This is a genomic window from Pseudomonas fluorescens (assembly GCF_019212185.1).
Taxonomy (GTDB): Bacteria; Pseudomonadota; Gammaproteobacteria; order Pseudomonadales; family Pseudomonadaceae; genus Aquipseudomonas.
On sequence record NZ_CP078138.1, the window covers coordinates 2,640,978 to 2,655,785 of the forward strand.

Here is a 14,808-nt window from a genome sequence, read left to right on the forward strand (position 1 = left end):
AAGGGGAAGTGTCTGGTTTTGTGTAACGTGGGTGGTACGTAGGGTGCTCAGAGATATTGCCTCTATGTCGCGAGCCAAGGCGTTCGTCAGACCAGTCTCTGGCCGATGCGAGGGGGGTGTGGAGTTATTTCAGAATTCCTGATTTTCTGAGAAAAAGTAGTACGAACATGCCAATGAGTAAAATGATGAATGTCCAGTGGATGATAATCATTTTGCTTTTTAGTTCCGCTGGGAAGTTTTTTATGTCATCTGCTTGGACGGTGCCATGCTTGATGTACAGATTTGGAAATGTGAGGGCTCCAGAGATTTCACCAATCAACAGAAACTTCCCCCAAGGCCCTATTTCACTTAGTGGAATCAATGTTTTGCTCATTGAGCATTTTTTTAGGTGGTCCAGCATATACTCCAACTTAGTGTATGCCAGGTGTAGGCTAACACCTATCATTATGAAAATACCTCCGAAGTCCAATAGTCCTAAGGTGACGAATATTTTGTCGGCTGTGCTTATAGTCATGTTTTTACCTTGTACAGCGTGAAGTGTTTATCTGTTGAATTCGCGAAAGTGTTGATAGAGTTGGAGGGGTTGAGCGATTTCTGCAATAAGGGTCAGAGAATATAGGTGGTTGATTTTTTCTGGGTGGCTGTCAGAGCTCATAGGCTTCTATTATTTCCGCTAAGCCTACAAACATTGTCAAAGAGGTTAAAAGGGTTAAAGCGCTCCAGTGCAATGCGACGAGTTTTTTCTTTATAGGACTTGGAAGGCGCTCTAAATCTTCGGTACGGATACCTCCGCGCTTAAGGTAAAAGCCAGGGAAGGTCACGATTCCTGAAATTCCTCCGATCAGCAGTAATCTTCCCCATGGGCCGCCGGAGTTGAGAAATGCTCGGTCCCTGATTGCTGAACTATCCCTCAGAAGGTCCAGCAACAAGTCCATCTTGGTGTAAGCCATGTGTAGCGCTATCGCAATCCAAATCCACATTCCAACAATAGCTAGCCCACAGAGCAAACTGACAACAGTCATGGCGGTGGTCATATGATATGCTCATGGATTAGTTCGATCATGTATTTTCATTAGTTTCACTGAGAGTCTCCCTGCAATACTAAGTTATTTTCTGCAAAGGGTTAGGTCGTTAATAGGAAATGGCAAGCATCCAGGCTGCACTTACCATTAGCATCGTTATTTCGATCTTAAGCAGGCGTTTCAAGTGAGGGGGGAAGTTGGATACATCATCGCGGTCAAAATCCCCTAGGCGAATATAAGACGTCGGAAACATGATCATTCCTGCGATTTTATTGATCAGAAGCATGCCTCCGAACCAGCCCTGTTTTCGTAGAGTCTTACCCCAGATATACATGTAGCGGCTGTTGGGGAGGGCGCTAATCATGGAGTCTAGGTGTCGACGGATCAGGTACAGGTTGAACAGGATTTTAAAGGTGAATAAAAAAAATGGTCCGGCTAAAAGCAAGAGTGATAACCATGATGTCTCCATTGTCATGTCTCTGGACTCTATCCTTTCACTATTGGCGGCCCGCATGGGGCAAAAAGCCAAACACCACTGATCACCAGTATGACTGCCTTGATTTTCAAAAGTCGCTTTAGGTGAGTTGGGAGGTTTTTTTCATCATTAGGATCCAGATCCCCCATGCGAATTGAAATGCGGGGCATCATTACCATGCTCGCAATCTTCGCCACGAGCATTAGGCATCCCAACCACCCTTGGTTCCGTAAGCCAGGTCCCCAAATGTAGATGTGACGACTATTCTTCAGAGCCTCCATCATCGTGTCCAGATGACGGCCCAGGTACAGGGAGTACGCGATCCCTAATGTCCCCAACAAAAGCGGTCCTCCGTTGCAGGCGAGGACCGCCCATGTCGGCCAGTTATTACTCATCGAGTAATTTCATCCGAACAATGTGTAAAAGAATGGGTTGATCTCCCGTAAAGTTGTCTAGCGCTCATCTGAACTTAAGTAGAGTAGAGGCCACCAAAAACCAGGCGATACTTCCAATCAGCATCGCTGTATCGATTTTCAGAAGGCGCTTCAGATGGGGAGGGAAGTTGGCAATATCATCTTTGTCAAAGTCGCCAGTGCGGATATTTGACTTCGGAAACACAATCATTCCTGCGATTTTGTTGACCAGAAGCATGCCTCCGAACCAGCCCTGCGTTCGTGCTCCACGCCAAATGTAGATGTAGCGGCTATTTGGGAGGGCGTCCATCATGGCGTCGAGGTGGCGGCGGATCAGGTACATGTTGAATGCGATATTTATATGCATTAACAAGATCGGACCTGCTAATAAGCAGATAAATAACCACGACGTCCAGAATGTCTCCCTTGTCACAACGTAGTCTCCCTATTATTTGACGGCGGCAGTGCGCATGAAGTGAAAGGCCGAAATGACCACTTGTCATCAGCAACTCCACCTTGATTTTAGAAGCTGCTCGATGCGACTCCCATCAATCTTATAGCAATGGTCCTCTCTTGCATGTGAGGGCCACCCATGTCGGTCACTTATAAAACTAATGGGTTGGCCTTTTGCTCAGTTGAAGAGTATAGACTAGTAGTCACTTGAATTTAGATAGTGCATAGCCGGCAAGCATCCACACTGCCGTGCCAATTAGAATTGCACAGTCGATTTTGAGAAGACGTTTCAAGTGGGGCGGGAAGTTAGCAATGTCAGCGCTGTCCACATCACCCAATTTTATATACGCCTTCGGCCACATCACCATGCCACCAATTTTGGAGAGCAGAATCATTCCTCCGTACCAACCCTGTTTCCTCAGGCTCTCGCCCCAAATATAGATATAACGACTATTCGGTAGCGCGTCTATCATGTCGTCCAAATGGCGACGGACTAGATATAAGTTGAATACGAGCTGTATATAAATTAATAAGAGCAGACCTGCGCGCATCCAAAAATTCAGCTAAAAATTCCAATGCTCATCGTCGATCAATTTATTGCTCGCTCGAAATCATTTCACCTGGGTTCTCACTCCGTAATCCGGTATATGCCCCGCGCCACCAGCTTATCTCAGTGACGTAGCAGGCTTCGAGCTCTGCGAAGCCCGCTAAGGTTCTCGTGCGATAAATTTTTGCCATTGCAAAGCAATTTTAAGTTTATTTTAGTATTCCCGATTTTCTGAGAATAAATAGTGTGAACAACCCGATGAGTAGCGTGATACACACCCAATGGAGAACTACTAGTTTTCGCTTGAGTAGCGCAGGAAAGTTCTTTATGTCATCTGCATCGGCGTTTCCGCGCTTGATGTACATCCCTGGGAATGTGAGAACTCCGGAGATGCCACCAACTAACAGGAATTTTCCCCACGGCCCACCTTGATTTAGCGGAGTTAAGGTTTTGATCAGGGAGCAGTTTTTTAGATGCTCCAGCATATAGTCCATCTTGGTGTATGCGAGGTGAAAATTAACACCCATCCAGATGAAAATGCCTCCGAAGTCCAGTAGTCCGGCAGTAAGAAATATTTTGTCGGCAAGACTTATGCTCATTTGAATATCTCGCGAATTACCCTAAATGCCGCAAGCTAGCTTGCTCGTGAACTTCTGAGTTGATCCGATATGGGTTTTTAGATTTCGAACGCTTCTATGATTTCTGCTAAAGCCACAAATATCGTCGTAGAGGTCAGTAATGCGATTACGCTCCAGTGTAGTGCTATAAGTTTTTTCTTCATTGGCAATGGAAGATTAGCTAGATCTTCGGTGCTGATGCCGCCTCGCTTGAGAAAAAAACCAGGAAAGGTAACGATGCTTGATACTCCCCCAATCAATAGCAACTTTCCCCACGGGCCGGAATTGTTGAGAAAGGCACGCTCCCTGACTGCCGAGCTGTTTTTCAGAAGATCCAGAATCAGATCCATCTTCGTGTAGGCCATATGCAGTGCGACGGCTATCCATATCCAAATGCCAAGGACACCCAGACCACAAAGCAGGCTGATGATGGTCATGGCGGTAGTCATTTCACATTCTCATAAATCAGTTCGCCGATTCGCTCTCCAGCCTTTCCGATTGCTTTTCCTCCGACATATGATCCGACGCCCACAGTTACAATTCCACAGACTAGAGTTGCTATACCTACAGTGGGTACGCCGAGCCCTGCACAAATGAAAGCAGTAGTAGTTCCGGTCAAAGCGGCGCCTGCCGCCGCGTTTCCACCGAGACCACCCAGAAAGCTCCCTGTCTCAGTAAACTTCACTTTTTCGCATGCCTCCGCATTCCCGGCAGAGCACACTTCCTGGACCTTTAAGACCGAAGCCCCTCCACCAATAGCCGTACCCACCCAGCCACCGTATTTAACAATCTTGGAAGCTTTCGCCACGCCATCAATATGAGTGGAATACCCCGGAATTTGTCCCGCTCCTCCCGCTTGGGTCCATTGGTGAACCAGGCTGCGGCTGGAGATGCCCAATGCGCTTCGCAAATTCGGGTGATCAGGAAATCCGATGTTTTTACGAATCATGCCGTCGAGGTGCAGATTGAGTTTTCCAAGCAGCTCTTTACGCTCGGCGAAAAACGTTGCAGAGCGCAGGTGCCCGTCTACCTGAAATGAACGTTGATGCAGGGATTCGATATCGCTCAGGATGGTTTTCACATTATTCAGATGGCTGGTGAGCATGGATCCCCTGATACCGATGGCGTCCGAACCCAAGGTTAGAATGGCGGCTATCTCATTTCGATGACTGGCCATGAAATCAGCTTCGTCGGTGCTGAGTGGCGCCAGTGCTTCCCACGCCTGAGCCGACGCCTGCATCAACAACGCCTCCTCCTTTGTGCACTGAAAATTACGCGGATCACTCAGCACAATCATCGACCCCGCCTTCACCTCTCCACGATGAGGATTGAGCGCCTGGAATTTGCGCATCACCACCGGGTCGCGGGTGGGGAAGAGGGTGGCTTCGAGGGCTTCGCGGGTGGTGCTTTTGGGCACGATGTAGAAGCCGGGTTCGGCGCCGGCGAATCCGCTGATGGGCGCGGCGGCGGGTTGGCTCGACAGGGTGAAGCTGGACGGCTGCGGCGTCGGTCGCGGAGCGGATGTCGGGGTGGCTTCGGTGGTGCGGCGCATCGGTTGCGCGGCTGAGGGTTGTTTGACGTATCGCGCGGTGTAGACCGAGGGCGTCAGCGTGGCTTTGCAGGGGCAATTGCTGCGGCTGTCGAGGGTGCCGGCCATCAGCCTGCCGTGGCTCTCCATGTGGGAAATACCGCCGACGATGCGGTAGGTTTTGCCGTTTATCCCGCAGGTCACCCGATCGCCTTCGCAGGCATGCAGCAAGCCGTACAGGTTGATTCGCGGATCACCGTCCAGTACTTCGCCGCCGCAACTGGTTTTATCGCCCAGGCCAATGAAAAATCCTTCACTCATGGATGTTGCTCCCTGTTAAGTGACCGAGTTCAAATTGATTGCGGTCGTGCTTCAAGTTCTATGCAACAGGCATCGATCGACCATTGGCTAGTTCTTGTAGCTACAGGTCGTTGCTGTCGCGGCGTCGGCAAGCAGGGCGCTAACATGGCGATGAATGTATTCGAAGTAAATAGGACGTTTCCGAGACTAATGTAGTCCGCAGGAAATAACTTGCGTAGTGGTGCCTCGGCAATACTTGATTGCGATCTGTCAGTGAAACTATGAGTTATCTGTAAGTTAAATGACGTAATTACTAATCAGAGAGAAAATTCCCACATCAACTATCCGCCGCAAACAAACTACTGATCAAATTGAATGCATTAACTTTCACCGCACTCTCCAACCCCATCCACGCCAACCCGGTGGTCGCCCGATAGTCCCCCAACTCCAGTGGCCGCGAGATGACGTTGGCGGGGAGGGCGCGGCCGGCGTTGGCGGGGAGCAGGCCGACGCCGAGTCCGGCGGAGACCAGGGCGAGCATGGTGGTGAATTCGCCGAGTTCGGCGCCGATTTGCAGTTGTGTGCCCTGGGCGGCCAGGGCCTGCATCAGGCCGTCGTGGAAGCCGGGGGCGTAGCGGCGGGCGAGGATCAGTAGCGGGATGTCGGCCAGATCGCTCGGATGCAGGGTTTCACGGGTGGCCAGGGGATGATCGCTGGGGAAGGCGACGAGGAAGGTTTCCCGCAGGACTTCCAGGGTCTGAATGCCGGGGATCACGGCGGGCAGGCGCATCAGGCCGAAGTCCAGTTGGCCGCTTTTCAACGCTGCCGCTTGCTCGGGGCCGGACATGTCCTTGAGTTGCAGTTCGATGCGTGGAAAGCGCTCATGCAGGGTGCGGATCAGGGTCGGCAGCAGTTGCGGCAGGACTGAGGAGACGAAGCCCAGGCGCACCCGACCGATTTCGCCGCGCCCCGACGCCCGGGCGATATCTGCTGCGTGAGCCGCTTGATGCAAAGTCGCCTGGGCTTCGGGGAGGAAGATCGCGCCGACCTCGGTTAGCGCCACCGAGTGCCGATTGCGCTCGAACAGGCTGACGCCCAGTTCCTCCTCCAGCAGCTTGATCTGCATGCTCAGGGCCGGCTGCACGATGGACAGGCGGCGCGCGGCGCGACCGAAATGCAACTCTTCGGCGAGGGTCACGAAGGAGCGCAGGTGTTTGATTTCCATGGGGCGGCACCGGGTCGGCAAGGGCTAAAAAACGGTGATCATAGATTTTGATCAGCAGATCAGCAATGACGATTGGACGCTGCGCAGCCGCTGCGGTGAACTGGCGCACAAGGCCGCTAAATGTTCAAAGGCCATTTGTGGAGAACAGTATGTCATTCGATAACAATAGCTTCCGCCTCGACGGACGCAGGGCATTGATCACCGGTTCCGCCAAGGGCATTGGCCTGGAACTGGCCCGAGGGCTGGCGGCAGCGGGCGCCACGGTGGTGATCAATGATCGCAATCCTGAAAAAGCCGCGCACATCGCCAGCCAGTTAAGGGACGAAGGACTGAGTGCCGAGTCGGCGGCCTTCGATGTCACTGATCGCCATGCCTTGGGCGAGGCAATCGAACAGATCGAACGCCGCAGCGGTGCCATCGACATCCTCATCAACAACGCCGGGATCCAGCGCCGCGCGCCGCTGGAAGACTTTGACGCCAATGACTGGCACGAGCTGATGCGGGTCAACCTCGACGGGGTGTTCCATGTGTCCCAGGCGGTGGCCCGGCACATGATCGGTCGCGGTCGCGGCAAGATCATCAACATCTGCTCGGTGCAGAGCGAGCTGGCGCGGCCGACCATCGCGCCCTACGCCGCGTCCAAGGGCGCGGTGAAGATGCTGACCAAGGGCATGTGCGCCGAATGGGCGCGCCACGGCATTCAAGCCAACGGTCTGGCGCCGGGCTACTTCGCCACCGAGATGAATCGCGCGCTGGTGGCCGACCAGAACTTCTCCGACTGGCTATGCAAACGCACGCCAGCCGGGCGCTGGGGACGGGTCGAGGAGTTGTGCGGTGCTGCGGTGTTTCTCGCCTCACCTGCGTCGGACTTCATCAATGGCCAGACCCTGTTCGTCGACGGAGGCCTGACCAGCGTGGTTTGACCGAACACCGGTAGTCAAAACAAAAACAACAGGGGACACCCATGAGCACACTCAAGCAGCAAGCACTGCCGCTGGCTGACGACAGCCGTCCACGCAGTACGGTCAAGGGCTTCGCCAGCAAGCGCTGGTGGTACCTGATACCGCTGATTTTCATCACTTACAGCCTGGCCTATCTGGACCGCGCCAACTACGGTTTCGCCAGTGCCGCCGGGATCGAGCAGGACCTGGGCATCACCAAGAGCACCTCGTCGCTGATCGGCGCCTTGTTCTTCCTCGGCTACTTTTTCTTCCAGGTGCCGGGGGCGATCTACGCGCAGAAATACAGCGTGCGCAAGCTGGTGTTCTGCAGCCTGATCCTCTGGGGCATCTGCGCCATGGCCACCGGGCTGGTGACCAATATCCCGATGCTGATGGTGATCCGCGTGTCGCTGGGCATTGTCGAAGCCGCGGTGATGCCGGCCATGCTGATCTTCATCAGTAACTGGTTCACCCGCAAGGAACGCTCGCGGGCCAACACCTTCCTGGTGCTCGGCAACCCGGTGACGGTGCTGTGGATGTCGGTGCTTTCGGGCTACCTGATCCAGGCCTGGGGCTGGCGCGAAATGTTTGTCATCGAGGGCGCGCCGGCGGTGCTCTGGGCGTTTGTCTGGTGGCGCATGGCGCGGGACAAACCGGAGCAGGTCGACTGGCTGACCCGCCAGGAAAAAGACCAGTTGGCCGAGACTCTGGCGCAAGAGCAGAAGGGCATGCAGGTGGTGCGCAATTATCGCCAGGCCTTTACCCGCCCGGTAGTGTTGCAACTGTGCGCCGTGCATGCGCTGTGGAGCATCGGTGTCTACGGTTTCATCATGTGGTTGCCGACCATCATCAAGCAGGCGGCTGCCGCCGATATCGTCACTGTCGGCTGGTTGAGCGCCGTGCCTTACGTGGCTGCGGTCGCCGCCATGCTCGCGGTGTCCTGGGCGTCGGATAAAACCCAGCAGCGCAAACACTTTGTCTGGCCGCTGCTGGCCCTGGGGGCGCTGGCGTTTTTCTGCTCTTACCTGCTGGGTTCCAGTCACTTCTGGTTGTCGTTTGCCTTGCTGACCATCGCCGGTGCCGCGTTGTACGCACCCTATGGGCCGTTCTTTGCGCTGATCCCCGAGCTGCTGCCGGCCAATGTGTTCGGCGGCGCGATTGGCCTGATCAATGCTTGCGGTGCACTGGGCGCCTTCATCGGCTCGTGGATCGTCGGCTATCTGATCGGCCTGACCGGCAACCCCGGCGCGGCCTATATCTTCATGACCGCCGGTGTGCTGTCGTCGGCGCTGCTGATGGCCTGGGTCAAGGTCCGCCGCTAAATACCCAACGGGCACTCCCTGGAGTGCCCGTTGGCTTATTGCCCGTCGGTGTTTACGCGCTGGCAGGTGCCAGGCGCCCGAGGCGCAGCCAGCCGATGATCACCGCGGCAATCAGCAGGAAGCCCAGGTAGCCGAACAGCGGGTAGACCTGGCCGACCAGGCTGATGAAGCCCACCAGGCTGCCGACGAAAGCCAGCGCACTCGCCGCTGCCGAGCCGAGGCGAAATTTTCGTGTGCCGGCCGGCAGCAACCCAGCGCCCGCGATCTATTGGAAGTCTTAGCCTCGATGTCGTTTGCAAACAGGGCCATTGATGCGGTAGGCGCAGTCATGCCGAGAGTCGAGCGAGACGCCCGGGCAGCCTGTTGAACCGACGAGGAAGCCGCTGCGTTTCTGGTGGAGCTGAGCAAGTCGATCAACCAAGAGTTAGAAGATCATGGATAATCCAAAATACACACCTGAACGCGTCCAAGGTATCGCTGCAATCCTGAGCAACGAGAGTCGCCCGACCGATGTCCGCTTGTTGGCAGACGCCGACCTGCTGGGCATCGCCGAGCCTGAGCTAGTCCATCAGTTGGCGGCGCCCTACGCAAAGGAAGCGCACGACTTGTACAACGAGCTGCGGGCCCTAGTTGGCGACGATGAGTAACGCGATGGCCTCGACGCTGCCAAGTGATAAGTTCCCAGGGCGCACGCGCATGTTCGTCCTGCTTCACCTATTGCGTTGCGCAGAGGGGGATTTGCCATGCAAGGGATAGTTATTTGGGCACAAAACGGCCACCTCCTTGGAGAGCTGTTGAAGCATGGCGTTCGGTTCCTGGTCGTGGGCGGCACCGCTGTCCATCTTCATGACCCATCCCGAGACATCGCGGGTGCAGACTTGGATCTATTGATCGAGTCGAGCCCTGAAAACGCCAAGCATCTCATGTGTGCCTTACATGCACTGCAAGTCACACCGAATTTCACTGAGGCAGAAATCTCAACCCCGGTTCATCCACGTCAGCAGATCAAGTTGGATTGCTGGGGCTTATTCACCGACATCCTCACTACTGGGCCCGACACCCACTTTGAGGACGAGTGGAGCGGTGCAGGCGAGGCATTCATAAACGGGCACCAGGTGCGTTTTGCATCTGTAGACCTTCTTCTTGCAATGAAGGGTGGAACGGGACGCGCCAAGGATTTGAACGATATTGAGCGGTTGGAGGCGCTTCAGATCTGATTTCCATATCCTGACCGCCGCCGCTATGATCGCTGGCTATTTGCCACGGACGGAGTGGCGTCGAGCGAGTGGGATGGCAATGGTGAGTTTGTGGGAGCCTGTCGGGGGCGTGTTCTGGAGCGCACCACCTGTGGTCGCACCGGATGAAGGATGGGCGTATTGGCCAACAATCCTTGTACTTTTAGCACTAGTCATCGCCAGCCTCATCGTGTGGCAGCGAATCAGAGCGAAACGCCAGCAGCCTGACTGGAATCTGCGCCAGCACATAACCGAAATTGGCACCGCACTTACGGCGGTTTATCTGTTCGGCATGCTCGTACTGATCTGTGCACGTGGGGGTCAAGTATTAATCATGCCCCTCAATGAAGTGGGTGATTTCCTCGCTGGCGTGTTCGGCCCGGTGGCGTTCCTCTGGCTTGTCCTTGGCTTCCTGCAGCAAGGCGAAGAGCTAAGGCAGAACACCAAAGCTCTTGAGCTTCAGGGCAACGAATTGAAGTTGAGCAGCGAAGCGTTGTTGATGCAGGCGGAAGAACTAAAAAATTCTGTAGAACAGCAGACTATCATGGCGACGGCTGCGATCGAGCAGAGGGATGCGCTTCGTGTGGCGTCGGAAGTGGAGCGCAAAAAACGGGAACAAGAGGTCAAGGTAATCTTTTCAATGCGCACTCTTAGTAGCGGTGCCACGGGGGCGGGCGGCACAGTTATGAACGAGATTAGGATCAGCAACGACGGGCACCATGCCTACAACGTCGTTCTACACTTGGAAGCACCGATTTTAGATTGTGAGGCGGTTCGGATTGGTCACGTCAAAGCCAACAGTAGTGAGACACTCAAAGTGTTTTTGATCCGTTCAATCGGTTCGACACCTGGCAAAGCCATCTTGAGGTATGAGGACGCTGACGGTAATGACAAGACTGAGAGCTTTGACTACCTCATCTCCAACAGTCGCGTTGAGTTCGGAATACTTTGACGGGCGTCCCTACCCACCCTGCACGCTGTCATTTCCCCCTGCGACCTTTCCCTCGGCCGGTTTTCGCTTGGCTAGCGGCAGGGTTTGTGGGAACTGTGTTTGATCCTTAACAGCCATCTGCTGGTGCTTGGTTTTTCGTCAAGTGTCATAGTCGATCACCTCTGCTAGGCGCCGTGGGCGCCCTCTACGGTTCGATTTTTCTGCACAGTCGGCCTGCTACGCGCGGATCAGTCGAGGGAAAGCATTAGGCCCAACCCACCGTGGTCAGCACCGCCATCGACAGTGCAGCGGGCTACAGCACCGGCAATTACGATTACCACCCGATGGCTGGCGATTTCCCCGGGCGCAGCATGACCCCCATGTACGCGCGGATTTTTGCCCGCGAACTGACCCAGTTCGAAGACTACATTCGGCACCCCGGGCAAGAGTTCGCCCTGGTGCTGTCGGGGCGTGTGCGGATTCAATTCGAGACCGGCGAATCGATCACCATCGGCTGCCGCGAAACCGCCTACTTCAACAGCAGCATTGGACATATCTACCTGGCGCTGGGCGAGGATGGGGCGGATGCGGAAGTGATGGTGGTGATGTCGGAGCGTTGAACACAACATTGCAGGAGAGAGCTTGCTCGCGATGGGGCCAGCCGCTACACCGCATCAACTTCATCGCCAGCAGGCTGGCTCCTACAGTGGGATTTGCAAGCTCCCCGGAATCTGTGACCAACACAAAACCCACTGTGGGAGCGGGCTTGCCCGCGATGGGGCCAGCCGCTTCACCGCATCAACTTCATCGCCAGCAGGCTGGCTCATACAGGGGAATGCGACAGGACAACACAACATTGCAGGAGCGAACCTGCTCGCGAAGATTGCACAGACGCCCCGTTCATGGCCGTCAAGCTGTCAGAAACGCTCATCCAACAGTGCCGGAAGGGTGATCTCCCTGACGTAGCTGGCCGCGGACAGGCTCAGTACCGTGCGCACCACCTGCACCACATCGTGCAGCGGAATCAGTTGGCCGTCGCCGCGCTGCTCGGCGATTTCACGTGGAGTACTCAGCGGGTCTTCGGTGTTGAGGTAGCCGAGGTTCAGGCACGTCACCGCCAGGCGCTGCTGCCGGTAGCCTTCGCGCAAGGCGTCGGCCATGCCGTGCAGGGCGAACTTGGAGGCGCCGAAGGCCACTTCCGGTCGACCGCTTTGCGCCAGGCCGGAGGTCGAGCCGGTGAGGATGATTCGCGGGTTGGCGCTGCGCAGCAGTGTCGGCAGCAGGCGTTTGATCAGCAGCAGCGGGGCGGTGATGTTGCAGTTGACGATGGCTTGCAACTGGTCGTCCTGGTCGGCGAGGAAGTTGTAGGCCGGATCGAAGGCGCGTTCTTCCCAGATGCCGAGGTTGTAGATCAGGGTGTCCAGGCCTTCATCTGCCACGGCTTGTTCGATGACCTGCGCGGCGGCGGCCGGTTCGCTGAGATTGGCGGCTACCCAGCGCAGTTCGACCCCCGGGCGCGGGTGCAGGTTTTGCGGGCAGCCGCGTGACACGCCGATCAGGCTGTCACCGGCTTCACCCAGGCCCTCGATCAAAGCCCTGCCCAGGCCCTGGCTGGCACCGACCACCATGGTTTTCATTGTTTGTCTCCTTGACTGAATGAACATGCAGCGCGGATGCAAACAGAGCGGGTGGGGGATGGCAATGGGGAGGTGTTTCTGGATGTGTATCCATTGTTCAGCGCACACCGTTCAACGGTAGGAGCGAGCTGGCTCCGGGCGGCGGCCCGACAAGCCAGCTCCTACAAGGGGTACACCGCAGGCCGGCTACGCCGGACTTCTCCCCGGCATTTCAATCCCATGCTGACGCACCCTGCGGTACAGGGTGGCGCGCGAGATGCCGAGGGCCTGGGCGGTGGCGCTGGGTTTCCAGCGGTGGCGGATCAGCGCATCGATCAGGGTCTGGCGTTCCGGGCTGCTGCCTTGCTCCGCAATGTCGTCGGCCGGTGGGGCGAGCAGGCCGGGGCTGCGCAAGGCTTCTGGCAAATCAGCCAATTGAATCACCGGGCCTTCGCACACCGCGCAGGCGTAGCGCAGGACATGGCGCAGTTGCCGCACATTGCCCGGCCAGCGATAACCGAGCAGGCATTCCAGGGCGGCGTCGCCCAGTTGCAGCGGCGCTGTGCTGTGCGCCGATTCTTCTTCGACGATGCGGTTGATCAACGCCAGTCGGTCGCTGCGTTCGCGCAGCGGTGGTAAGGGGAAGCGCGCACCGGCGAGGCGAAAGTACAGGTCCTCGCGAAATGCTCCGGCGCTGACCAAGGTTTCCAGGTCGCGGTGGCTGGCGCAGATCACCTGGATGTCCACTGCCTTGCGCCGCGATCCACCCAGCGGCGCCACTTCACCTTCGGCCAGCACCCGCAGCAGCCGTGTTTGCAAACTCAGCGGCATGTCACCAATTTCATCGAGGAACAGCGTGCCGCCATCGGCCTGTTGCAGCAGGCCTTGCATGCCTTTGCTGGCGGCGCCGGTAAAGGCCCCGGCGACGTAGCCGAACAGTTCGCTCTCGATCAGGCCTTCCGGAATCGCCGCGCAGTTGATCGCCACAAAGGGCTGCTCGCGGCGTTGGCTGGCCTGGTGCAACTGACGGGCGAAGACTTCCTTGCCACTGCCGGTTTCGCCCTGGATCAGTACCGGCAGGTTGCGGTCCTTGACCCGCACCGCCAGGCGCAGACTTTCTGCCAATCGTGGGTCAAGTTCGGCAGGCGACAGCGCCAGGCGCGGGCGATTGCGCGGCAGGCGACGCGGCGCGCTGAGGCGTCCGTGCAGGACCTGGCCGAGGCCCGGGCTGGGCAACAGGCACAGGGCTTCGTCGCGGGCGGCGTGCAGGCGCTGCTGATCGAAGACCTGGCTGATGTGTTCGGGTAAGCGGCCAAAACCCTGCAGCAGCAGATGCCGCGCCGCCGGGTTGAGGGCCTGCAGGCGGCCGTCGTCATCCCAGGCCAGCAGATAGTCCGGCTGGCTGTCGACATAGCCCGGGCTGCTGTGGGCACGGAGGATCCAGTACCCCTCGGCGCTGTTCATGAAAAACGCCTGTTCGATCTGCCGTGCGCTCTGCACCACCATTTGCCGGATCAGGTGCTGTGAACGGCGTTCATCGGGCGAACGCACCGCCGACACATCGAGCACCCCGAGCAGTTCGCCGCGGGGATCGAACACCGGCGCGGCGGAGCAGGTCAGGCCGATAAAGGCGGCGCGAAAGTGATCGCGCTTGTGCACCGTCACCGGCGCCCGGGCGGTCAGCACCGCCGCCACCCCGCAGGTGCCTTCCTCGCCCTCGGACCAGCAGGTGCCGAGGTACAGGCCGGCCTTCTGGCAGTCGTTGCGAATGGTGCTTTCGACCCGGTAATCGATGGTCTGGCCCTGGGCATCGGTGAGCAGCACGCAGTAGTCGGCATCGCGCACGCGGCCGTGCAGGCGCGCGACTTCTTCGCTGGCGATGCGCAAAAACAGTTCCGAGCGTTCGCGGCATTCCTGCAGCACATGCTGGGAGAGGATGCGCGGCCCTTGCAGCGAACCGGGGTCCAGATGGTGTTGCTCCATGGAGCGGCGCCAGGAGTCGAGTATCAGGTCGGGCACCGGCAGTTGTGGCAGGTGGTCGGCGTTCTTCAGGACACGGCTGACGCAATCCACGTGCGCCCTTGAGTGTGCGGAAAGCATTAAGGCCTCCGAGTGCAGCTTCTTGTCGTTGTGCGGTCATTAAGCGCCGTTCCCCGGCCGCCGACAAGCGCCAGGCGGCGTAC

15 protein-coding genes and 2 pseudogenes are annotated in these 14,808 nt (G+C 56.9%); 6 read left to right on the forward strand and 11 right to left on the reverse strand.

Going from position 1 to position 14,808, the window contains the following annotated elements; translation table 11 throughout:
- Nucleotides 1–644: 644 nt before the first annotated feature.
- The 8 genes from KW062_RS12060 to KW062_RS12095 form a co-directional block, all read right to left on the reverse strand.
- The gene (locus KW062_RS12060) at nucleotides 645–1,034 is read right to left on the reverse strand and encodes a hypothetical protein (protein WP_027620369.1); all 390 of its coding nucleotides are present in this window, start codon (nucleotides 1,032–1,034) and stop codon (nucleotides 645–647) included.
- 97 nt (nucleotides 1,035–1,131) lie between these two features.
- Entirely contained in the window at nucleotides 1,132–1,491 is a 360-nt protein-coding gene (locus tag KW062_RS12065) for a hypothetical protein (RefSeq protein WP_256350990.1), read from the reverse strand.
- A gap of 465 nt (nucleotides 1,492–1,956) precedes the next feature.
- Nucleotides 1,957–2,253, reverse strand: coding sequence for a hypothetical protein (locus tag KW062_RS12070; RefSeq protein WP_256350991.1), 297 nt, complete (start codon nucleotides 2,251–2,253; stop codon nucleotides 1,957–1,959).
- A 313-nt stretch (nucleotides 2,254–2,566) separates the two neighbouring features.
- The gene (locus tag KW062_RS12075; RefSeq protein WP_105755613.1) at nucleotides 2,567–2,914 is read right to left on the reverse strand and encodes a hypothetical protein; all 348 of its coding nucleotides are present in this window, start codon (nucleotides 2,912–2,914) and stop codon (nucleotides 2,567–2,569) included.
- A 205-nt stretch (nucleotides 2,915–3,119) separates the two neighbouring features.
- Nucleotides 3,120–3,509 (reverse strand): hypothetical protein, encoded by a 390-nt coding sequence (locus KW062_RS12080; RefSeq protein WP_105755612.1) that lies wholly within the window; start codon nucleotides 3,507–3,509, stop codon nucleotides 3,120–3,122.
- A gap of 77 nt (nucleotides 3,510–3,586) precedes the next feature.
- Nucleotides 3,587–3,964 carry a hypothetical protein gene (locus KW062_RS12085; RefSeq protein ID WP_256350993.1) on the reverse strand — a complete coding sequence of 126 codons (378 nt, stop codon included), beginning with the start codon at nucleotides 3,962–3,964 and terminating at the stop codon, nucleotides 3,587–3,589.
- Between the two features lie 8 nt (nucleotides 3,965–3,972).
- Nucleotides 3,973–5,376 carry a PAAR domain-containing protein gene (locus KW062_RS12090; RefSeq protein ID WP_105755610.1) on the reverse strand — a complete coding sequence of 468 codons (1,404 nt, stop codon included), beginning with the start codon at nucleotides 5,374–5,376 and terminating at the stop codon, nucleotides 3,973–3,975.
- Between the two features lie 316 nt (nucleotides 5,377–5,692).
- Nucleotides 5,693–6,580, reverse strand: a complete 888-nt coding sequence (locus tag KW062_RS12095) for a LysR family transcriptional regulator (RefSeq protein WP_027620365.1) — start codon at nucleotides 6,578–6,580, stop codon at nucleotides 5,693–5,695.
- Between the two features lie 149 nt (nucleotides 6,581–6,729).
- Here KW062_RS12095 and KW062_RS12100 point away from each other — a divergent pair, with 149 nt between their 5' ends.
- Both KW062_RS12100 and KW062_RS12105 read left to right on the forward strand, forming a co-directional pair.
- Entirely contained in the window at nucleotides 6,730–7,503 is a 774-nt protein-coding gene (locus tag KW062_RS12100) for a glucose 1-dehydrogenase (protein ID WP_027620364.1), read from the forward strand.
- A 41-nt stretch (nucleotides 7,504–7,544) separates the two neighbouring features.
- Nucleotides 7,545–8,843 carry an MFS transporter gene (locus KW062_RS12105; protein WP_105755609.1) on the forward strand — a complete coding sequence of 433 codons (1,299 nt, stop codon included), beginning with the start codon at nucleotides 7,545–7,547 and terminating at the stop codon, nucleotides 8,841–8,843.
- 52 nt (nucleotides 8,844–8,895) lie between these two features.
- Here the strand turns inward: KW062_RS12105 and KW062_RS12110 are convergent.
- Nucleotides 8,896–9,099 (reverse strand): annotated as a pseudogene (locus KW062_RS12110) (hypothetical protein); the annotation flags it as partial.
- Between the two features lie 178 nt (nucleotides 9,100–9,277).
- Here KW062_RS12110 and KW062_RS12115 point away from each other — a divergent pair.
- From KW062_RS12115 to KW062_RS12130, 4 genes and pseudogenes are all read left to right on the forward strand, one after another.
- The gene (locus tag KW062_RS12115) at nucleotides 9,278–9,490 is read left to right on the forward strand and encodes a hypothetical protein (protein WP_105755608.1); all 213 of its coding nucleotides are present in this window, start codon (nucleotides 9,278–9,280) and stop codon (nucleotides 9,488–9,490) included.
- A 96-nt stretch (nucleotides 9,491–9,586) separates the two neighbouring features.
- Entirely contained in the window at nucleotides 9,587–10,060 is a 474-nt protein-coding gene (locus tag KW062_RS12120) for a hypothetical protein (RefSeq protein WP_105755607.1), read from the forward strand.
- Nucleotides 10,061–10,133: 73 nt separating this feature from the next.
- A complete protein-coding gene (locus tag KW062_RS12125; RefSeq protein ID WP_177433273.1) occupies nucleotides 10,134–11,030 on the forward strand; it encodes a hypothetical protein in 897 nt (298 codons plus the stop codon).
- Between the two features lie 257 nt (nucleotides 11,031–11,287).
- Nucleotides 11,288–11,629: pseudogene (locus tag KW062_RS12130) on the forward strand (cupin domain-containing protein); the annotation flags it as partial.
- A 297-nt stretch (nucleotides 11,630–11,926) separates the two neighbouring features.
- On the opposite strand, the gene KW062_RS12135 reads toward KW062_RS12130, so the two are convergent.
- Entirely contained in the window at nucleotides 11,927–12,646 is a 720-nt protein-coding gene (locus KW062_RS12135) for an SDR family NAD(P)-dependent oxidoreductase (protein WP_105755606.1), read from the reverse strand.
- A 186-nt stretch (nucleotides 12,647–12,832) separates the two neighbouring features.
- Nucleotides 12,833–14,725 (reverse strand): sigma-54-dependent Fis family transcriptional regulator, encoded by a 1,893-nt coding sequence (locus KW062_RS12140; RefSeq protein ID WP_027620361.1) that lies wholly within the window; start codon nucleotides 14,723–14,725, stop codon nucleotides 12,833–12,835.
- Nucleotides 14,726–14,808: the final 83 nt, after the last annotated feature.